The sequence below is a fragment of the Streptomyces sp. NPDC048603 genome, from assembly GCF_043199475.1.
GTDB lineage: Bacteria > Actinomycetota > Actinomycetes > Streptomycetales > Streptomycetaceae > Streptomyces.
This window is the reverse complement of the sequence record NZ_JBICVY010000018.1, coordinates 25,298-44,252: the sequence shown is the minus strand read 5'-3', so window position 1 is coordinate 44,252 and position 18,955 is coordinate 25,298. Positions and strand designations below refer to the sequence as shown.

Here is an 18,955-nt window from a genome sequence, read left to right as displayed (position 1 = left end):
CCGGGACCTCGCCGCGAGTTCGAGCTGCGCGCGCCTGCCCGACATCACCGGCCACCGATCACACGGTCTGAGTGCGGGGGCCTGGACCTCCTGGAGCTGCGAACCGGTAGCCGGGCCCACCCGCCCCGAGCCAGGGATCGGTGCATGGGGCGGTGGCCCGGTCAGTGGATGGCGGGGGCGGGGGTGAAGGCGTCGAGGGACTCCGGGAGGGTTTGGCCGCCGTCGACGGTGAGCGTCTGGCCGGTGATGAACGCGGCCTCGTCCGAGGCGAGGAAGAGCACCGCGTGCGCGATGTCCGCGGTCTCCCCGAGCCTGCCCAGCGGGATCGAGGCCGCCATCCGGCGCAGGTAGGGCTCACCCAGTGCCGCCAGGCCTTCGGTGCGGATGTTGCCGGGCAGCACGGCGTTGACCGTGACGGCGTACGGGGCCAGCTCCAGAGCGGCACCGCGAAGGAATCCCAGCTGCCCGGCCTTGCTCGCCCCGTAGTGGGACCATCCCGCGTAACCCGTGGTGGGGCCGGTGATCGACGAGGTGAGTACGATACGACCCCGGCCCGCCCGCCGCATGGAGGGCATGCAGGACCCAACAGCCAGGATCGTCCCGCGCAGGTTGACGGCCAGGACCTCGTCGACATCGGCCGCCGTCATCTGGCTCAGTGGCTTCTCGGGGAAGATGCCCGCGTTCGCGCAGAGCACGTCGAGCTGCCCGTGGCGGTCTTCGGCCTCGGCCGCCATGTCCTCGATCGCCTGCGGGTCCCTCAGGTCCACCCCCATCCCGGAGACGCGGCCCCCGGTGGACTCGGCGACCTCGCGCGCCACCTCGGTGGCGACCGACGCGGTACGGCCCGTCAACAGGACAGCCGCGCCGCGCCGCGCGAACAGCTCCGCGATCCCCCTCCCGATGCCCCGCGTCCCGCCCGTCACGATCACGGACCGGTCCTGCCAGTGGGTCATCGTCATGTGCCGTACCTCGCCGTGCCGTCGGTCCGCATCCCGACATCGGATCGGTCGGGGCGGTGACCACCGTAGTGAGACATCCGATGCGTGGGGCGTATTCCACCCCGAACGGACGAACGTTTGGCCTGCATGGCGTGGGTTCGGCACGGGAGGGGCGCGGGTCGACAGGCCCTCCACGACCGGCGCATGAGCCGGTGGCCGCTCCCGGCGACGGCTTCCGAGCGAGATGCTGAACTCGCCTACTGAAGCACTCGGTCACACCGGTGGCGCAGCCGCGGCGGACCCGTCGATCGCCGGTCGCCGGCTGTCCTGGCACCGTCCCGGAGCAACGGTCCTCGTGCCGTCCCGGCCGGACCGGCGCCGCCGGGGGTTGACCTCAAGCGGACTTGAGGGCGTTGGATCGTACGCGCACAACTCGCCCAAGCCCACAACCGCCCCGCGCAAGCACCAGGAGCCCCCATGCACGCGGTCCGCCTGCACGCCTTCGGCCCCGCCGAGAACCTCGTCCACGAGAAGGCCGAGGACCCCGTGCCGGGGCCCGGCCAGGTCCGCATCGCCGTCGCCGCAGCCGGCGTGCACCTCCTCGACACCGCGCTGCGCGAGGGCCACCGGGGCCCCCTCCCGGCCCTCCCCGAACTGCCCACCATCCCTGGCCGCGAGGTGGCCGGCACCGTTGAGTCGGTCGGCGAGGGCACCGACCCCGGCTGGCTCGGCAAGCGGGTCGTCGCCCACCTGGGCACTGCCCCCGGCGGGTACGCCGAGTTCACCGTGACCGAAGCGGCGCGGCTGCACGAGATCCCGGCCGGCCTCGACGCCGCCGCGGCCGTCGCCATGATCGGTACCGGCCGGACCACGATGGGCATACTGCAGTTCGTCGTCCTCGGCCCGGAGTCGGTGGTGCTCGTCCCGGCCGCTGCCGGCGGCATCGGCACTCTGCTGGTCCAGTACGCCCGCAACGCCGGCGCCACCGTCGTCGGCCTGGCCGGCGGCCCGGTGAAGGCGGCCGCGGTGGCGGCGAACGGCGCCGACCTCTCGGTGGACTACAACCTCCCCGACTGGCCCGAACGGGTCCGCGCATTCCTCGGCGAGCGCCGGGCCACCGTGGTCTTCGACTCGGTCGGCGGCGATCCCGGCCGCTCCGCCGTGGACCTCCTCGGCCCGGGCGGACAGCACCTCGTGTTCGGCTGGTCCAGCGGTGGCATGCACGAAGGAGGCCCGCTGACGTTCACCGAGGAGGAGCTCGCGGCGCGCGGGATAACCTCCGAGGCCGTGCTCGGCCCGGCGATGCTCGGCAGGGCCGGCGGCGACAACCCCGTGCGGGTACTGGAGACCCGCGCCCTGGCCGAGGCGGCCGCGAGCCGCCTCGTACCGGCCGTCCATCGCTTCCCCCTCTCCGAGGCGGCCGCGGCACACCGCGCGCTGGAGCGCCGGGGCACGATGGGCAAGGTGGTCCTGGAGCCCTAGGGTGCCCTGCCGTCGGCCCGTCGGTGGCGGCACTCTGCTCGCCGGGCGTCCTGCGACGCGGAATTCCGGTCCCGTTCTCCCGGGCCCGCGGCCCGTTTGCACAACACGCCTCAACGCCGGCTCGTGGAGAGCGTCCCGTCCGGGGTGTAGGCGGTGAACACGGGCGAGCCGTCCGCGGGCGGACTCTCGCCACCGGTAATCCACAGGCGGGACGCGGGCTCTGCGGGGCGCCACACCGACTCGTAGCGGTCGGGCCCTGCGACGCGGACGTCGGCCTCCACGGCCCAGGCATCGTGCCCGCCTTTCCACAACTGCAGCGAAGCCGGGCGGCCGAAGTCCGGCGGAGCAGCGATGAGGTACGTGTCCTTGCCGCCCTCCTCGAAGTCGTCGTGGCCGCTCGTGTCCAGAACCGTCCACGCCGAGGTCCGGCCCGATACGTCGCTGATCCGTGCCTGCACGTCGCTGTCGGTTCCGGCCCCGACGGCGTCCGCCGTCGCCACGGTGACCTCGTAGGCGATGCGGCCCGTCCTGCGTGGCGCGGGCATGCTCGGCTCCGATGACGCGGGGGCCGCTGACGGCGCGGTTGACGGCGCGGTTGACGGCGCGGTGGCTGCGGTGTGCTCGGCAGGCTCGGCGGCTACGGCGCCGACCACGAGGCCACCCGCCGCGCAGGCAGCCAGGGCGGCAGCACCCCAAACGGCGCGGGGCACGTGCCGCTGCCGGCTCCTGGCGCGCCGGCCTCGCACCTCAGTCCGTACGTGTGAAACGGGTGGTGGCGGTGCGTGGTCGACCCGTGGGAGAGGCCGGGTGTCCGCGATGCCCGCAACCGGTTCGGGCCACTGCCCCGTTCCTACCGGCTGCGGAGCCGCCCGCGGCAGGAACTCGGTCGCCTCCGGATCCCACGGCTGCTGATCAGCGGGCCCACGGCCGTCCCACGTCACCGTCCTGCCTCCCCGTTCTCTCGCTCTGCCTGCCGCCGGGCACCCTAGAGCACACCCACTCGTCGATGATCTTGATGCCCAACAAGTGGACACCTCACGGCCCTCAGCCCTCGTCGAAGCCGCGGACTCGCGTCATCGCCCGGCGAGCAGGTCCGGCAGCCGTCGCATGTCGTCGAAGACGACGGTGTCCGGGCCTTCGAGCCGTGCGGCGGGCGTCGGGCCTCCGGCGTAGCCGAAGGCCCGCATCCCCGCCGCCCGCGCCGCCGCGACGCCGGGTCCGCTGTCCTCGACCACCGCGCACGCCGCCGGGTCGACGCCCATCCGCCGGGCGGCGTACAGGAAGAGGTCGGGCGCGGGTTTGCCGCGGGGTACCTCGCTCGCGCTGTAGATCCGGCCCTCGAAGAAGTCGTAGAGGCCGGTGCGGCCCAGGGTGTGACGCATCTTCTCGTGGGAGCCGCTGGAGGCGACGCAGGTCGGCAGGGTGAGGGCGGCGAGTGCCTCCGGCAGTCCGTCCACCGGGTCGAGGCCGAGATCGACGGCGTCCCGGTGGCGCCGGAGCAGTCGGCTCCACCAGAGCGCGGCGGTCTCCTCGCCGAGCCGCTCGGCGATCTGACCGACGATCGACTCCTCGGCACGCCCGATGAAACGTTCGACCACCTCGTCGGCGGTGAGCGGCCAGCCCAGCTCGGCTCCGAGGGCGATCTGGAGGCGTACGGCGAGGCGTTCGGTGTCGACCAGGACGCCGTCGCAGTCGAAGATGACAAGTTCTATCGGCTTCATCATTCTCGCAGGCTAAGTGTCCGGGTGCGAGGGGATCACGGGGGCACCCCTTGTCCGTGCCGGAGCCGGGCGCCGAGCCGGGGCGGATCCCTGTCGGTGATCGGGCAGGGCTGTGATGACGTGAAGAGCCTCGTGCCGGGAGCTCAGACTTCCGAGCGGCCTCGTACCGTTCAGTCCTCCCAGTCCTCGTCGTCGCCGCCGCGCATGGTGCGCCATGCCTGCAGGTCCTTCAATGCCTTCCGCGCCAACTCGGCGTACTGCACCGGGCACTCCCACAGCTCACGGGCCGCGAGTTCGGCGGGTACCGGGGTGTCGGGGTGGTCGTCCGGCGCGCACAGGTGGACCACAGCGCGGTACCGGGACTGCACGGTGGAATCGGCGGTGGACCAGGGGTGGCGCTCGTGCTCGCAGCAGACGTCCAGGTCGATGGTGGTGAGCGCGGCGGCCAGATCGCGAGCGTAGGAGGGCGGCAGACCCCCGTACGACTGGGCGATGCCCATCCACAGGCACAGGAACAGGCCGATCCGCTCCTCCTCCCGCACCTGCCCGGTCAGCCAGCGGCGGGCGGACCACAGGGCGACCGGGCCGGTGTTGTCCTCCCAGGTGCGGCGGATCGCCTCCTGCATGGCGACGATGTCGGTGCCGCCGTCGTCCCGGACGAACCGGGCGTCCAGATGGGAGACGTCGATGCCCCCGAAGAGCTCCTGATGCGCCTCGCGCAAGCCGCCCAGGGCCTCGTCGACCAGCTCCGTGAGGAACCCTTCACAGTCGAACGCCGCCAGCTCCTGCTCGTCGAGCCCGTAGTCCTCGGCGAATACGGCCCGTCCGTCCTCGGTCAGCATGCTCACCCCGGCCTCGACCGCGTACTCGGAGTCCAGGTCAGCGGGGTGCGCGTCGGCCGGGCAGGCGCAGGAAGCCTGGTCCAACTGCGCACAAAACCCCTCCAGGGCCTGTGTGTACGACGCGAAAAGGGACTTGCTGAAGACGCGTGCGGAGACGTACCAGCAGGTGGCATGCAGGAGGATCGTGTACCCGGTCCGCTCCCGGCGGCTCTCCGCGGTGGTATCGCGGCCGATCGCCTCCGTCGCGTCGGCGGCGAGGACGGCGAGGGTCAACTCGGGATCTGTATAGGGGTAGTCGCTCACGATCCCGGACAGGTCGGAGATCAGTTCGCGGTGGTCGGCAGGCAGCGAGGACGTCACTTCAGTCACATCCGTAACCGACGATCGACCAGGTCGACCGGTTCCACCGGCATCGAGGCCAGGGCCTTGCGGGCACGGACCAGGCCGCCGCGGGGTCGGTTCAGGTCAGGGGTTCCCTCCAAGGTGCTCCAACCTTGTCGTTTCGTTGGATGGACGCGGGGTTCGGGCTGTCGGCGCGGCAGGAGCCCGCAGGAGATCTCTCCAGTCGGCAGGCCAACTGGCCAGCGCAAGGACGCCCATGATGAGCAGGTGGGTCGGCGCGGCCCAGCTCTCCACCGCCGGGTCGTGGTTCACGATGTGGGTGGTGACCGCGCCGGTGAGCACGAACATCAGCGTCGTGGCACCCAGGAAGCGTGTTCGCTTGTCGGGGATCACCAGCAGGACGGCGGCTGCACCCTCCAGGGCACCGACCACGAAGCGCATCCAGGACGGATAGCCCCAGTCGGCGAACTTCGCGGAGTACGCCGAGCTGAAGATCGTGTCGCCCGGCCAGAACTTGGTCACGGCGCCCAGCGCGAACTCAAAGGCCAGGAACCAGTACAGACCGGTCATGAGTCGCTTCGACATACATGTCCCTTCAGGAGGAATGGGCAGGTGCAGGCCTTCGCACGGCAATTTCAGTGCGGCCGGAGGCCTTGGTTTCGGGCGTCAGCCCCGCAGGGTGGCGATGGCCTTCTCGATGCGCCGTCGGCGCGTCTCGGGCCGCTTCGCGTTCTCGATGGCGCGCACGTGCTCGTGCTTGCGGCTGTGGGTGAGGGTGTCGTACGCGGCCCGGGCGACCGGGTCGTCGTCCAGGGCCCGGGCGAAGTCCGGGGGCTCCACGACGACGCGCGACTCGGTGTCGAGCTCCAGCTCGACCTCGACCTCCTCGCCGATCTCGACACCCGCGGCCTGCCGGTTGGCCTTGCTGAGACCGAGCAGGTGACGGCCCCGCAGGATGGCGACCCGGCTCTTCCAGGAATGCCCGTTGACCGTGATCGTCACCGGCGGCCGCGCGCCCCCGCCGAGCGCTGCCACCAACTCGGGCGGAACCTCCAGGCCCCGCATGGGCTCGGGTGGCTCGACGTGCGCCCGAAACTTCATGGTCTTCCTCCTGTTGTTCTGCCGGCTCACCGCGGATCCGGCTCGCGTCCGTGCGGCAAGAGATCGCGGCCATTCGGTGTAGGGCTGGTCGGTTCCCTGGGTGCTGTAGGCCGTCCAGGCATAGCCGTCCGGGTCGGCGAAGGTGCCGCCTTCCGGGTCCGTGCCCACCTGGTCGGCCGCCTCGAGGGTGACGGACGCGAGGGACGTGCGGGCCGTGGTGGGAGTCGTGCTTGCCATGACCATCACGCTAGGGGCCGGGCGGCTGCCGGGGCTTCTCGATTCCTGACCGGTCCGGAGACGTAGATCCGCCGCCCGGCGACGCACGGCCGGGAACGGCTCACCGTGCGGGCCGGCGCCGACGGGTCCTACCGCGGCGTGCTCGACCTGGCCGAGGGCATCGACGGCGGCGTACTGGTCGAGCTCGACCCTCTAACGAACCGGCCATGACGGTCCCGGGGACCGATGCGGCCGCGTTGATCCTCCCGAGCTTGGCCGACTCACTGACGGCCGTCTCTGACCAGCGGAATCTCTTGGCCGGGCGAATCGAGGAACTGCCGGAGGACCACCCTCTGTCCAAAATGCCGATGGGGCGGCGGTGGGTTCGCAGATCGGGCTCGGGGCGGTCGTGCGGGTCGATGTGGTCGTGGTGCGGGCAGGGGCGGTGCGCTCATGTGGTCGGGTTGCGGGTCGCGGACAGGGCCAGGGAGAGGACCCACTGCTGCTCGGAAAGGGCTTCGACGTCCTCCCGGGAGAGGGTTCCCGTCATGACCGTGCGCTCGGGTGCGGCGGCACCGTCGACGCCTCGGCTCTGGAGGTGCGCGAGCTGAGCCGGTGAAGGCGGTTCGGTCAGCCTTACGAGCACCAGCATGTCCCGGGCCTGGGGAGCGCGGCCCTCGGCGTCGACGGCCATGGCGAGCAGGGTGTCGAGTTTCCGGTAGTCCACTGTTCGGTGCTCAGAGGTTGGTGGCGTTGATGAGGCCGTGGCCCCACTTGGGGTCGAAGCTGCCCGGGGCGGCGCCGGGGACGGCCGCGTTCTCCCGGAGGAGTTCCATCAGCTTCCGCGGGTCGCAGCCGCGATCACGCTCCAGGATCAGGGCGGCGAGCCCCGCGACGAAGGGGGAGGCCATGCTGGTGCCCTGGAGCGCCACGTGCTGATCGTCCGTGACGAAGGCCGGCTCCAGGTCGAGGGCGTCCCGGGAGAGCGCTGAGACGATCATGGCGCCCGGGGCGGTGATGTCGGGCTTCTGCGCCCCGTCCCGGCGCGGGCCCTCGCTGCTGAAGCTCGCGATGTCGCCGAGTTCCAACCAGGTCGCCTCCCGGTCGATGCCGTCGATGTCCGTCCACTCGGTACGGGTGGTGAAGGCGGCCACGGTGATCGCCGACGTGGCGGCGCCGGGCGACCCGACCTTGAAGGCGTCGTGCACGGCAGATCCGCTGAACTGCGGTTGCGGCCTGGCGTCGGCGCGGCCGAGCATCCAGACGTCGACCTTGCCGCTGGTGACGTTCGCGCCGCGGAGCAGCAGCCGCCACCTTCCGGGCCCGGCGTTGGCGGGACCGCCGATGATCTCCGGCTCGACCTGGACGAAGAAGTTGATGTCGCCGTTCGCCGGGTTGGGGCCCGGCGTGGTGATCTGGACCTTGCCCCCCGGGAGGTCGAAGACCTCGCTCGGCCGCTCCGTGTTCCGTACGGGCTGGAAGGGTGTCGTTGCGCCGGTCGGGGAGGCCATGGCGATCTCGAGCCGGTCACTGCCCGCGTACCAGCCGTTGAGCAGGAACACGTCCGGTTCGCCGCGGAAGACGCCGGGGTGGCAGGGGATCTGGCGGGTGGCACCCTGCGGGACGGTGATCCGGGCGTGGATGTCGTCGTCACCCTCGTTTCCGGCGGCGCAGACCACGATGCGGCCCGGGCCGCACTCCTCCTCGATCGACCGGGACATCGTGTCGGTGCCGTCGTGCGCGTCGAAGTGGCCGCCGAGGCTGAGGTTGACGACCGCCGGCATGTCCAAGTCGCGGGCGACGCGGAAGACGTACTGGATTCCGTCGACGATGTGGGCGTCGTCGAAATCCGTCTTCACGATCACCAGCCGCGCCTCGGGGGCGATACCCTCCGCACCGGCGGCGATGCCGGCGACGTGCGTTCCGTGGCCCTCGTCGTCGCGGGACAGGGTGGCCATGGCCATCCCGGCATTGGCGAACTCCGCTCCGTAGCGGCCCTCCGGTACTCCGGTGCCGCTGCGCACGGTCTGGTCCCAGATCCGTTCGATGCGCCCGGTGAAGGCCGGGTGCTGCGGGTCGATGCCGGTGTCGACGATGCCGATGATGACGCCCTTGCCGGTCAGTCCGGAGTTCGTCCGGAACTGGGACACGCCGGCCTTCTGCTGTGCGAGGTTCATGTACGGGCGCAGCCGGTTGGCGGGCACGATGCGCTTGATGCCGGGGTGCTCGCTGAGCCGTTCGAGCGCGTCGATGTCGACGATGGCGGTTCGGACCTTCTTGCCGCCCTCATTGAGAACGATGCCGTCGCCGAGACCGCCGTTGACGATGGCGTCCGGGTCGCATTCGAGGGTGACCACGACGCGCAGGGGCTTGGCTCGCTCCCGGACGGAGACGAGGCCGAGCATCCGGGCCTGCCTGAGCAGGGGCTCGCGCCTGCCGCCCTCATGCTGGTAACGCTCGTACGCCGCTGCCAACGGAGGCGCCAGCTTGGTGTAGTCCATCGCCGCTCGTCCTTCAGGCTCGTCGAGGTGGTGCTCCCAGCCTTGACCGCGGGCAAGTGCCGGTGCACGGCCGACATGCCCCCGCCGGCGGACGTCACTCGATTGGTTGCGCAGGCGGGAACGGGGCGGGCGAATGCCGGGCGGCGGCGGCCGGCGTCCGCCGCGCGAGCCAGTCCGGCGTGCCGGCCCACGAGACACCGCCGGCCGGGAGGCGCCAGGACATGCGACCGCAGGAACGGCTGTTGAGGAAGCCGCCGAGGCAGTGAATCGTCCGACCTCGCCGGCCGCGGACGCCCTGGAAGGGCGCCGTACGGCTGACATCACTCGTTCGCCCGCCGACAGGGGCGTGGTGCGGGCGCGGAAGCGTGCTGTCCTGCCTGCACGGCCCACGGCCGTGAGCGGGACCGGCCCGGCCTGCGGGAGCGGTCCGCCTGAGAGCTGAGGAGTGCTGATGTCTCGTTCCAAGGACGGCCTGCGAACCAGGAGCACCGCCGCCCTGCTGGGCCTGCTCTGCGCAGTGCTCATGAGCCAGGCCGCGCTGACCGGTCCGGCAGCGAACGCGGTCGGCCACCGGTCGAAACCCCGCGCCGACTGGGACGCGATCGCCCGGTGCGAGTCCGGGGGGAACTGGCGCGCCAACACCGGCAACGGGCACTACGGCGGCCTGCAGTTCACCCGGTCGAGCTGGAAGGCCGCCGGGGGCCACAGGTATGCCGCCCGAGCCGACCTGGCCACGAAGCGGCAGCAGATCGCCATCGCCAGAAGGCTGGCCGCGATGCAGGGCATGGGGGCCTGGTCCTGCGCCCGCGGCCGGCGGTAGCCCGGGGGCTCACCGGGGCCCGGACCACATCGGTGGTCCCTGACTGCCGGAGCGCTCGGCCGACCGCCGGGGGCGGCGTCCGTCCTGAGACGCGGCCGGACGGCGGAGGGCGGGCGGCGGACGGCGGGCCTCGCACGGACACACGGCGCGATCGTGGTGATCACCGCGGAGCCGGGGAGGGAGGCTCGGCCCGCCTCCCCGGACGGTGGTGTCCGGCCGCCCGCCGGTCGCGCGGAGCCAGGTGCCCGTGGTGTTCGAGGCCGGTCGAAGGTGCCGTCCTGACCAGGGGCGGTTTCCACTCCAGGAATACCCCCCCGGGTATAGCTGTTAGGGTGGGCGACAGATACCCCCCGGGGTACACCTTTGGAGAGGAGTCGTGAGTCGTGTTCTTCGTCGACACGCTGGAATTCGAGGGCCTGGGCAACCGCAGCTACCTGGCCGGCGGGCCCGCTGCCGCGGTGGCCATCGACCCGCCGCGCGACATCGACCAGGTCATGGCCGCAGCGGCCCGCCGCGGAGTGCGCATCGCTTTCGTGGCCGAGACCCATGTCCACAACGACTACGTGACCGGCGGCCTGGAGCTGGCCCGGGTCACCGGCGCCCGCTACCTGGTGCCGGCCGGGGCACACGTGTCGTTCGCCCGCACTCCCGTCGCCGACGGCGACACCGTGACGGTGGACGAGGGCCTGGTGCTGCGCGCCATCGCCACTCCCGGGCACACCCCGCACCACACCTCCTACGCCCTCACCGAGGACGGGCGCGACGTGGCGGCGTTCACCGGCGGGTCGCTGCTCATCGGCACCGTGGGCCGCCCGGACCTGGTCGAGCCCCGGCTGACCGAGCAGCTGGCCCGCGCCCAGCACGCCTCCGCCCACCGCCTGGCCGACGAGCTGGACGACGAGGTGCCGGTGCTGCCCACCCACGGGTTCGGCAGCTTCTGCTCCTCTTCCCAGGCCGAGGGGGACACGACCACCATCGGCAAGGAGCGCACGAGCAACGACGCACTGACCCTGGACGTGGACACCTTCGTCGCCCGGATGCTCACCGGGCTCGACGACGTGCCCGCCTACTACGCGCACATGGGCCCGGCCAACGCCGCGGGCCCCGCACCGGTCGACCTCACCCCGCCGAGGCGTGCGGACGCCGAGGAGATCGCTGCCCGGCTCGCCGCGGGTGAGTGGGTCGTGGACCTGCGCAGCCGCATGGCCTTCGCCGAGGGACACGTGGCCGGATCGTTCAACTTCGAGGGCGAGGGCAAGCTCGCCACCTACCTGGCCTGGCTGATCCCGTGGGGCAAGCCCGTCACCCTGCTCGCCGAAACACCCGGACAGGTCGCCGAGGCGCAGCGGGAGCTGGCACGGGTGGGTATCGACCGCCCGGAAGCCGTCGCCACGGGCGATCCGGCGGCCTGGGTCCGCGCGGGCGAGGAACTCGTCTCCTTCCCGCGTGCCCGCTTCGCCGACCTCGCCGGTGTGCTCGGACGCGGCGAGCAGGTGGTGGTGCTGGACGTACGCCGGAACTCCGAGCGTGCGGGCCGGTTCGTCGACGGCTCGGTACACATCCCGGTCCACGAGCTGCGCGGCCGCTTGGGAGAGATACCGCCCGGGACCGTGTGGGTGCACTGCGCCGGCGGCATGCGCGCGGCGATCGCAGCCTCCCTGCTCGATGCCGCCGGCCGCCACGTGGTCGCCGTCGACGACGGGTTCGACGCGGCCGTCGAGGCGGGACTGGCCCTCACACGCCCCGATGCCACCGACTGACACGCCCCCTTTCCGCGCCCTCCGCACGAAAGTGATCCAACGATGTTCTCGCCTTTCCGCCGCGGCCCCGGCCGCCTCACCCCCCGGCAGGCCCATCAGCAGACCGGCGACGGAACCGCCGTTCTGCTGGACGTCCGCGAAACACCGGAGTGGAACGCCGGGCACGCGCCCGGCGCGCTGCACCTGCCGCTTTCCCGCCTGATGGCCGGGGCACCGCTCCCGGCAGCCGCGCAGGGCAAGCCGGTGGTCACGATCTGCCGATCCGGTCACCGCTCCCGGCAGGCGGCCAAGCTGCTGGCCGGACGCGGCGTCCAGGCCACGGACGTCACCGACGGCATGACCGCCTGGGCACGTGCCGGCCTGCCGGTCACCGGTCAGGGAGGCGGCGGCGGTGTCATAGCGTGACTGCGCTGATACTGGCCCTGATCGCGGGGGCCGCGGTCGGACTCGCGCTCGGCGCGCTGGGCGGGGGCGGCACCGTCCTGGCGGTGCCCGCGCTGATCTACCTGCTCGGCTTCACGCCTGCCGCCGCCACCACCGCCGGCCTGGTCATCGTCACCGCCACCTCGCTCACCGCCCTGTATGCCCACGCCCGCGCCGGCAGCGTCCGCTGGAAGGCCGGCGCCCTCTTCGCCGCGGCCGGACTCCTGCCCGCCGCGGCAGCCGGAGCCGCCGCATCCCGCCTGCCCCAGTCCGTGCTGACCGCGGCGTTCGCGGCCATCGCCTTCCTTGCCGCTGTCAGGATGTTCTGCCCCGGCCGCGCCGCCACCGACCCGCCGGCCGGCGGAGCAGGGCCCGTCAGGGCAGTCGGCACCGGTGCCGGACTGGGCGCGCTGACCGGTCTGCTGGGCGTCGGTGGAGGCTTCCTCACCGTCCCGGCCCTGGTCACCCTGCAGGCGTTCGAGATGCAGGCTGCCGCCGGCACCAGCCTGCTGGTCATCTCGGCGAACTCGATCGTCTCGCTGGCCACACGCGGCGCCACCACTACGGGCATCGACTGGGCGGTGATCGGCCCCTTCGCCGGGGCGGCGATCCTCGGGGCGTGGGACGGCAAACGCCTGGCCGCCAAGGTCACCGGCATGCTGCTTCAGCGCGCCTTCGCCGTCGTGCTGCTGGCCGTGGCGGCCTTCATGCTCGTCGACGCCCTCAGCTGACGGGCCAGGCGGGCGGGTGCCACGAGACCAGGGCCAGGGCTCAGGCCGGAGAACAACTCAGGCCAGAGAAAGGAACAGCTTCTCCAGCCGGGCACGCATCTGCTCCCGGTCACCGGAAGCAGCCATGTCCGCATCGGTCAGGCAGTGCTGAAGGCCGGTCGCGATGATGGCAAAACCTGCCTTGTCCAGGGCCCGGGACGCCGCCGCGAGCTGCGTGACCACGTCCTCACAGTCCCGCCCCTCCTCGATCATCTTGATCACACCGGCGATCTGGCCCTGCGCCCGGCGCAGCCGGTTGACCACCGTCTTCAGTTCCTCAGCCGCCATCGCCAGTTCCACAACCCACACTCCTTCGAGATACCCCCACGGGTACCCTACCTCGAAGGGGGAACCCCAACCGAGCAAAGGAAGGTACCCCCGTGGCACCCACCACCACCGCCCTCACCGCCGACCAGGCCAACGCCCGCCTGCACGAGCTGACCGTCATCGACGTGCGTACCCCCGGCGAATACGCCTCCGGCCACCTGCCCGGCGCCCACAACATCCCCCTCGACCACCTCGATGCCGCCCTGCCCGCCCTGAAGACCGCTGCCGGCCGCAGCGACCTCCTCGTCGTGTGCGCCTCGGGCTCCCGCTCTGTGACCGCCTGTCGGCGCCTGGCCGACCACGGCATCATCGCCGCCACCCTGACAGGCGGCACCACCGCCTGGACGCAGCTCGGCCATGACACCCAGCGCACCGCCGACACCCGCACCCCTTGGGACATGGACCGCCAGGTCCGACTCGCCGCCGGATCCCTCGTCCTGACGGGCCTGATCGCCGGACATCGCTGGAACGCGGCCCGCCGGCTCTCCGCGGGTGTCGCCGGCGGCCTGGTCTTCTCCGCCCTCACCAACACCTGCGGTATGGCCAAGATCCTCGCCAAACTCCCTCACAACCAGCCCAGGGCCACCGACCTGGACGACACCCTCGCCGCCCTGACCGGCTGACAGCACCGGGCCCCACGGGGCATCGCTCACGGTGTCGCACCGACGGGTCGGTGCCACGCGCCGGCGCTCCGGAGCCGGCCCGGCGGCTGGCCCCCGGCGTCCTGCCGGTACCCGGTGCACGCCTCTGGACGTGCTGCCGGCGCCTCGCTCCGACCGGTGTTCCGGGCCCGCCCGGGCCCGGCTCCCGGCACGCGCCGGGGCTGGGGAAATCCCTGCGCGACAAAGCGTCGGCGGGGCCGCAGGCACGGTAGGGTCAGGCTGGCGTCGCGTGCCGGTGGCAGACCGTGTCAGGCATGGAGGCGCCCGATCGAAGGAGGCCGGCGTTGTACGCGTCGCACCCTTCGCTCTCGCGTGACTGAGCGCGAGACGACCAGGCTCATCGCCTGGAGCCGAGAAATGCGCCGGGTCCACCATCAACTGCGCGAGGCGCTGCGCGTGACCCGCGATTCCCTCGCCGAAGGCACCCCCGGTGACGCGGCCACCCGTGAACTGCTGCTGTACTGCCACGGGTTCTGCACGGCCCTGGACGCCCACCACCGGGGCGAGGACCGCACCCTGTTCCCGGCCGTCGCAGCCGCGCACCCGGAGCTCCGCCCGGTGCTCCGCTCACTCGAGCAGGATCACTCGATGATCTCCCACCTGCTCGGCGGCCTTCGCGCCGCGGTCGAGCGGGCCGCTCCGCCCGAGGAACTCGACCATCACCTGGAGGGCATCGCCGCAATCATGGAGAACCACTTCCGATACGAGGAGAAGCAACTGCTCACCGTGCTCAAGACCCTCGCTCTCTCCGCCGAACCCAGGGACGTGCTGGGCCCGCTGTGAGCGTCCTGGTGGCGTGCTCAGGCGTCGATTCGCAGATTCGTCGATTCCTCAATTCGTAGAGGTGGATGAGGCTCCGGGGGAAGAGGACGAAGCTGCCCTCCTCCCCGGGCAGACGCCCGCCCCGAGTGGGCGCGGACGACTTCGGGGAAGGCCGCAAGGCCGAACGCGGCACCGCCGCTACGGCGTTCCCGGCGGGCGGCCAGGCCGAGCAGGTGCGCACGTGTCAAGGGGCCGGTCGCAGCGTGGCCGACACCCGCCGGGCCGGCGCAGTCCGCGATTCACCCAAGGGACACCTGAGCAACCTCAAGGCATCACCGGGGCGCATCGTGGCGCCCTTACGTTCCGTGACGCCCTCGTCCCGCGAGCGAAAGGTTTCGCATGCCCAGTCGGAAGAGAACCACCGTGGCTCTCGTCGGCGCACTCTCCTCGGCCGCCCTGGCGGCCGCCGCCCTCACCGTTCTCGCCCCCGCCGCCTCGGCGGCGGGGACCACGTTCACCGCGACCGCCGACACCTACGTCGACGCCTCGCACGCGTCCACGAACTACGGCGCTTCGCAGCAGCTGGGCGTGGACAACAGCCCGGTCAAGCAGGCGCTGCTGAAGTTCGCCGTCTCCGGCCTCACCCAGCCGGTGACCAAGGCCACGCTCCGCGTCCACGTCGACGACGTGGCGGATGCGGAGAGCAGCAGCGGCGGCACGTTCCGCGCGATGTCGAACACCTCGTGGTCCGAGACGTCCGTCACGTACAACAACCGGCCCTCGATCGACGGTGCCACGCTCGGCACCCTCGGCGCGGTCGCCCGCAACACCTGGTACGAGGTGGACGTGACCCCGTACGTCACGGGCAACGGCACGTTCGGCATCGGAGTCACCTCGTCGAGCAGCAACGGCGCCGATTACGACTCCCGTGAGAGCGGCGCCACCGCACCGCAGTTGGTGATCGAGACCGGCACCGGCCCGACGCCCACCCCGACCCCGACCCCGACCCCGACGGGCACCACTCCGCCGTCCGGCGACCCGGTGCTCGTGGGCGCGGGCGACATCGCCACCTCGGGCTCCGGCGACACCGCGACGGCGAAGCTGCTCGACAGCATCCCGGGCACGGTCTTCACCACCGGCGACAACGCCTATCCGGACGGAACCGCCTCGGACTTCACCACGTACTACGAGCCGACGTGGGGCCGTCACAAGGCCCGTACGAAGCCGGCTCCGGGCAACCACGACTACCACACCTCCGGTGCCACGGGTTACTACAACTACTTCGGGTCCAACGCGGGCCCGTCGGGGCGTGGTTACTACTCCTACGACCTCGGCAACTGGCACGTGGTGGCGCTCAACTCCGAGACGGGCATGGCCGCGGGTTCCGCCCAGGAGCAGTGGCTGCGCGCCGACCTGGCCGCGAGCACCAAGCCGTGCACGGTGGCCTACTGGCACAAGCCGCGCTGGACGTCGAGCTCCAGCCACGCCGGTGACCCTTCGACCGGCCCGCTCGTCCAGGCGCTGTACGACTACAACGCCGAGGTCATCCTGACCGGCCACAACCACCAGTACGAGCGGTTCGCCCCGCAGGACCCGAGCGGCCGGCTGGACACCGCGCGCGGCCTGCGGCAGTTCGTGGCCGGCATGGGCGGCGCGGGCCTGTACGGCTTCGGCACGATCCAGCCGAACAGCGAGGCCCGCAACAACAACACCTTCGGCGTGCTCAAGCTGACGCTCCACGACAACAGCTACGACTGGGCGTTCGTCCCGGAGGCGGGCAAGACGTACAACGACAGCGGCACCGGCACCTGCCACTGATCCTCTCGCCCGGCCGCGGGCCGCCCGACCGCCGCCCGCGGCCGCACCCCCGTTCTCCATGCCCGTCCCCTGCCCCTCTCCCCCACCCCCATCCCATCCGGAGGTCACCGCACCGTGTATCTCTCCACCATCGGCAGGAAGGAGCTGCCGGCCGATGCCGCGGGTCCGGGCCGCCGCGGCCGGTGGACCCTGGTCGGGGGCAACGTCCTCGCGCTCGGCACCGTCAGCCTGATCACCGACATCTCCGCGGAGATGGTCACCGCGGTCCTGCCCCTGTACCTCGTCCTCGGTCTGCAGCTCAGCCCGGCCGCGTACGGAGTCCTCGACGGGCTCAACACCGGGGCCACGGCCCTGCTCCGCCTCGTCGGCGGCTACGTGGCCGACCGGGTCAGCCGGCGCAAGGCGGTCGCCGGAGCGGGCTACGGCCTGTCGGCGCTGGCCAAGCTCGGCCTGGTGGCGGTGGGCGGCTCGGCCTCGTCGATCGGTCTGGTGCTGGCCGCCGACCGGGCGGGCAAGGGACTGCGCACGGCCCCGCGCGACGCGCTCATCACCCTGTCCACGCCCGAGCACTCCCTCGGCCGGGCCTTCGGGGTGCACCGGGCCATGGACAGCATCGGCGCCTTCGCCGGTCCGCTCGTGGCCCTGGGCGTCCTGACGGCCGCCGCCCAGTCGTTCGACGCCGTCTTCGTCACCAGCTTCTGCATCGCGGCCCTGGGCGTGCTGGTGCTCGCCCTCTTCGTACGGGACCACCGCGAGGCCCGGCCACCGGCGGGCACCGTATCGCCGCGCGCGGTCGGCGGGCTGCTGAAGGCCCGGCCGGTCCGCCGTCTGGTGGCCGCCTCCTGCCTGCTGGGTCTGGCCACCATCGGCGACGGATTCGTGTACCTGCTGCTGCAGCGGCGCGAGTCGCTGTCCATCGGCTGGTTCCCGCTGCTCGCGGTCGGCACGAGCCTGTCCTACCTCCTCCTCGCGGCCCCGCTGGGCGCGCTCGCCGACCGGGTCGGGCGGCTGCCGGTGATGCTGGGCGGCTACGGCGTGCTGGCACTGGTCTACCTGCTGCTGCACGGCCCGCTGGACGGCCCTCTGCTCCTGGTCCTGGCCGTCGGCCTGAACGGCGTCTTCTACGCCGCCACGGAGGGCGTGCTGATGGCGCTCGCCGGACCGGTCCTGCCGGAACGGCTGCGGACCACCGGCATCGCGCTGATCCAGAGCGGCCAGGCCCTGGCCTACCTCGGTTCGTCCGTGCTCTTCGGGCTGGCGTGGCAGACCTGGGGGCCGGCCGCGGCCGCCCGGGGAGCGGCGGTGGCCGTGCTCGTCGCCGGGGTGGCGACGGCGTTCCTGCTCATGCCCCGGTCCCCGCACGGTCCCGCTTCCCCGCCGAACCCGGACGAAAGGACTCGTACCACCTCATGAACAGCACAGGCCGGCGCGCCCGGATACTCGTCACGGTGATCGCCGGCGTCCTGCTCGCGGCCCTGGCGACCGCCACCGTCCTCATCGCCCGCCGTAACGCGGACCCCGCCCCCGGCGGGGGCGCCGATCCGGTGGCCGCGGCCTCGCCGGGTGCCGGCCGACCGGGCGGTCCCGGACTCCGGGTGCTGAGCAACGGCCTGTTGTCCACGGTGTCCCTGGCCGACCCCGCGGGCCCGCGTACGGTCACCGAGCAGCACTGCGACCGCGCGTACACCGCGGGCGGCACCACGGCGTGCCTCACCCCGGCCGGAGCGCTGAGCGCTCCCCGGCTGCTGGTCCTGGACGAGGGCCTCCGGGTGAAGCGCAGCGTGTCCCTGGCCGGGCTCCCCAACCGGACCCGGGTCTCCCCCGACGGCCGGATGGCCGGCTGGACGCTCTTCGTGGGAGGGGACTCGTACGCCGGCGGGGGCTTCTCGACCCGCACGGGGATCCTCGACACGCGCACCGGGGAGGTCATCGGCTCCCTGGAGGAGTTCGCGGTGTTCCGCGACGGGAAGCGGTACCGCGCGGCGGACATCAACGTCTGGGGCGTCACCTTCGCCGCCGACTCCAACCGCTTCTACGCGACGGTCTCCAGCGGGGGCGTCCGCTCCCTGGCGGAGGGGGACGTGGCGGCCAGGACGCTGCGCACCCTGGCGGACAACGTGGAGTGCCCGTCGCTGTCCCCCGACGGCACCCGTATCGCCTTCAAGCAGGCCGTGGGCGCGGACCCCGGCAAGGGCTGGCGCCTGACGGTGTACGACCTCGCGACGGGGCGCCGTACGGAGTCGGCCGAGACGCGGTCGGTGGACGACCAGGCGGCCTGGCTGGACGACCGCACCCTCGCGTACGGCCTCCAGCGCGGCGACGGCACCAACGACGTGTGGACGGTCCCGGCCGACGGCGGCGGCGAGCCGCGCGTGCTCGTGCAGGGCGCGAACTCCCCGGCGGTGCTTCCGGCCGCGCGCTGAGCAGGGCGCGGGAGTGCGCACCCCGGCGGCGCGCGGGGGCCGTGGTC

The 18,955-nt window shown here is 72.3% G+C and carries 19 protein-coding genes; 10 read left to right on the top strand and 9 right to left on the bottom strand.

Annotated features, from left to right (window positions below; all coding sequences use genetic code 11):
* Window positions 1-161 precede the first annotated feature (161 nt).
* Window positions 162-959 (bottom strand): 3-oxoacyl-ACP reductase FabG, encoded by a 798-nt coding sequence (fabG, locus tag ACGFQ9_RS33860; protein ID WP_393579270.1) that lies wholly within the window; start codon window positions 957-959, stop codon window positions 162-164.
* A 456-nt stretch (window positions 960-1,415) separates the two neighbouring features.
* Here fabG and ACGFQ9_RS33855 point away from each other — a divergent pair, with 456 nt between their 5' ends.
* Window positions 1,416-2,420, top strand: a complete 1,005-nt coding sequence (locus tag ACGFQ9_RS33855) for a zinc-binding dehydrogenase (RefSeq protein ID WP_393579268.1) — start codon at window positions 1,416-1,418, stop codon at window positions 2,418-2,420.
* A 110-nt stretch (window positions 2,421-2,530) separates the two neighbouring features.
* On the opposite strand, the gene ACGFQ9_RS33850 is transcribed toward ACGFQ9_RS33855, so the two are convergent.
* The 7 genes from ACGFQ9_RS33850 to ACGFQ9_RS33820 form a co-directional block, all read right to left on the bottom strand.
* The gene (locus tag ACGFQ9_RS33850; RefSeq protein WP_393579266.1) at window positions 2,531-2,965 is read right to left on the bottom strand and encodes a PLAT/LH2 domain-containing protein; all 435 of its coding nucleotides are present in this window, start codon (window positions 2,963-2,965) and stop codon (window positions 2,531-2,533) included.
* 528 nt (window positions 2,966-3,493) lie between these two features.
* Window positions 3,494-4,144, bottom strand: coding sequence for an HAD family hydrolase (locus ACGFQ9_RS33845; protein WP_393579265.1), 651 nt, complete (start codon window positions 4,142-4,144; stop codon window positions 3,494-3,496).
* A 167-nt stretch (window positions 4,145-4,311) separates the two neighbouring features.
* Window positions 4,312-5,352: a hypothetical protein gene (locus ACGFQ9_RS33840; RefSeq protein ID WP_393579263.1), complete on the bottom strand. Its 1,041-nt coding sequence runs from the start codon at window positions 5,350-5,352 to the stop codon at window positions 4,312-4,314.
* Between the two features lie 96 nt (window positions 5,353-5,448).
* On the bottom strand, window positions 5,449-5,910 hold the full coding sequence (locus tag ACGFQ9_RS33835; protein ID WP_393579261.1) for a DoxX family protein: 462 nt from the start codon (window positions 5,908-5,910) through the stop codon (window positions 5,449-5,451).
* Between the two features lie 81 nt (window positions 5,911-5,991).
* On the bottom strand, window positions 5,992-6,663 hold the full coding sequence (locus tag ACGFQ9_RS33830) for a YdeI/OmpD-associated family protein (RefSeq protein WP_393579260.1): 672 nt from the start codon (window positions 6,661-6,663) through the stop codon (window positions 5,992-5,994).
* A 430-nt stretch (window positions 6,664-7,093) separates the two neighbouring features.
* Window positions 7,094-7,369 carry a hypothetical protein gene (locus tag ACGFQ9_RS33825; protein WP_393579259.1) on the bottom strand — a complete coding sequence of 92 codons (276 nt, stop codon included), beginning with the start codon at window positions 7,367-7,369 and terminating at the stop codon, window positions 7,094-7,096.
* A 10-nt stretch (window positions 7,370-7,379) separates the two neighbouring features.
* On the bottom strand, window positions 7,380-9,143 hold the full coding sequence (locus ACGFQ9_RS33820) for a S8 family peptidase (protein WP_393579257.1): 1,764 nt from the start codon (window positions 9,141-9,143) through the stop codon (window positions 7,380-7,382).
* A gap of 451 nt (window positions 9,144-9,594) precedes the next feature.
* Here ACGFQ9_RS33820 and ACGFQ9_RS33815 point away from each other — a divergent pair, with 451 nt between their 5' ends.
* The 4 genes from ACGFQ9_RS33815 (at window position 9,595) to ACGFQ9_RS33800 (ending at window position 12,877) form a co-directional block, all read left to right on the top strand.
* The gene (locus ACGFQ9_RS33815; protein WP_393579256.1) at window positions 9,595-9,963 is read left to right on the top strand and encodes a transglycosylase family protein; all 369 of its coding nucleotides are present in this window, start codon (window positions 9,595-9,597) and stop codon (window positions 9,961-9,963) included.
* A 383-nt stretch (window positions 9,964-10,346) separates the two neighbouring features.
* Complete coding sequence (locus ACGFQ9_RS33810) at window positions 10,347-11,723, top strand: rhodanese-like domain-containing protein (protein ID WP_393579255.1); 1,377 nt, start codon at window positions 10,347-10,349, stop codon at window positions 11,721-11,723.
* A 42-nt stretch (window positions 11,724-11,765) separates the two neighbouring features.
* Window positions 11,766-12,128, top strand: a complete 363-nt coding sequence (locus ACGFQ9_RS33805; protein ID WP_393579254.1) for a rhodanese-like domain-containing protein — start codon at window positions 11,766-11,768, stop codon at window positions 12,126-12,128.
* On the top strand, window positions 12,125-12,877 hold the full coding sequence (locus tag ACGFQ9_RS33800) for a sulfite exporter TauE/SafE family protein (protein WP_393579253.1): 753 nt from the start codon (window positions 12,125-12,127) through the stop codon (window positions 12,875-12,877). Before ACGFQ9_RS33805 ends, ACGFQ9_RS33800 begins: the two co-directional genes overlap by 4 nt.
* Window positions 12,878-12,934: 57 nt before the next feature.
* Here the strand turns inward: ACGFQ9_RS33800 and ACGFQ9_RS33795 are convergent, their stop codons facing one another.
* Window positions 12,935-13,216, bottom strand: a complete 282-nt coding sequence (locus tag ACGFQ9_RS33795; protein WP_018845516.1) for a metal-sensitive transcriptional regulator — start codon at window positions 13,214-13,216, stop codon at window positions 12,935-12,937.
* Between the two features lie 80 nt (window positions 13,217-13,296).
* On the opposite strand from ACGFQ9_RS33795, the gene ACGFQ9_RS33790 reads away from it, so the two are divergent.
* The 5 genes from ACGFQ9_RS33790 (at window position 13,297) to ACGFQ9_RS33770 (ending at window position 18,908) form a co-directional block, all read left to right on the top strand.
* Window positions 13,297-13,866, top strand: a complete 570-nt coding sequence (locus tag ACGFQ9_RS33790) for a rhodanese-like domain-containing protein (protein WP_393579252.1) — start codon at window positions 13,297-13,299, stop codon at window positions 13,864-13,866.
* Window positions 13,867-14,217: 351 nt separating this feature from the next.
* Window positions 14,218-14,688 (top strand): hemerythrin domain-containing protein, encoded by a 471-nt coding sequence (locus tag ACGFQ9_RS33785; protein ID WP_393579250.1) that lies wholly within the window; start codon window positions 14,218-14,220, stop codon window positions 14,686-14,688.
* Window positions 14,689-15,066: 378 nt separating this feature from the next.
* Entirely contained in the window at window positions 15,067-16,485 is a 1,419-nt protein-coding gene (locus tag ACGFQ9_RS33780; RefSeq protein ID WP_393579249.1) for a DNRLRE domain-containing protein, read from the top strand.
* Between the two features lie 114 nt (window positions 16,486-16,599).
* Window positions 16,600-17,898, top strand: a complete 1,299-nt coding sequence (locus ACGFQ9_RS33775; RefSeq protein WP_393579248.1) for an MFS transporter — start codon at window positions 16,600-16,602, stop codon at window positions 17,896-17,898.
* Window positions 17,895-18,908 carry a TolB family protein gene (locus ACGFQ9_RS33770; RefSeq protein WP_393579247.1) on the top strand — a complete coding sequence of 338 codons (1,014 nt, stop codon included), beginning with the start codon at window positions 17,895-17,897 and terminating at the stop codon, window positions 18,906-18,908. Before ACGFQ9_RS33775 ends, ACGFQ9_RS33770 begins: the two co-directional genes overlap by 4 nt.
* Window positions 18,909-18,955 lie beyond the last annotated feature (47 nt).

Bases quoted from the DNA above. Each gene is read 5' to 3' on its own strand.
- fabG (WP_393579270.1), bottom strand. From the start codon at position 959: ATGACGATGACCCACTGGCAGGACCGGTCCGTGATCGTGACGGGCGGG.
- ACGFQ9_RS33805 (WP_393579254.1), top strand. From the start codon at position 11,766: ATGTTCTCGCCTTTCCGCCGCGGCCCCGGCCGCCTCACCCCCCGGCAG.
- ACGFQ9_RS33830 (WP_393579260.1), bottom strand. From the start codon at position 6,663: ATGGCAAGCACGACTCCCACCACGGCCCGCACGTCCCTCGCGTCCGTC.
- ACGFQ9_RS33815 (WP_393579256.1), top strand. From the start codon at position 9,595: ATGTCTCGTTCCAAGGACGGCCTGCGAACCAGGAGCACCGCCGCCCTG.
- ACGFQ9_RS33780 (WP_393579249.1), top strand. From the start codon at position 15,067: ATGCCCAGTCGGAAGAGAACCACCGTGGCTCTCGTCGGCGCACTCTCC.
- ACGFQ9_RS33770 (WP_393579247.1), top strand. From the start codon at position 17,895: ATGAACAGCACAGGCCGGCGCGCCCGGATACTCGTCACGGTGATCGCC.
- ACGFQ9_RS33850 (WP_393579266.1), bottom strand. From the start codon at position 2,965: ATGCCCGCGCCACGCAGGACGGGCCGCATCGCCTACGAGGTCACCGTG.
- ACGFQ9_RS33835 (WP_393579261.1), bottom strand. From the start codon at position 5,910: ATGTCGAAGCGACTCATGACCGGTCTGTACTGGTTCCTGGCCTTTGAG.
- ACGFQ9_RS33845 (WP_393579265.1), bottom strand. From the start codon at position 4,144: ATGATGAAGCCGATAGAACTTGTCATCTTCGACTGCGACGGCGTCCTG.
- ACGFQ9_RS33855 (WP_393579268.1), top strand. From the start codon at position 1,416: ATGCACGCGGTCCGCCTGCACGCCTTCGGCCCCGCCGAGAACCTCGTC.
- ACGFQ9_RS33820 (WP_393579257.1), bottom strand. From the start codon at position 9,143: ATGGACTACACCAAGCTGGCGCCTCCGTTGGCAGCGGCGTACGAGCGT.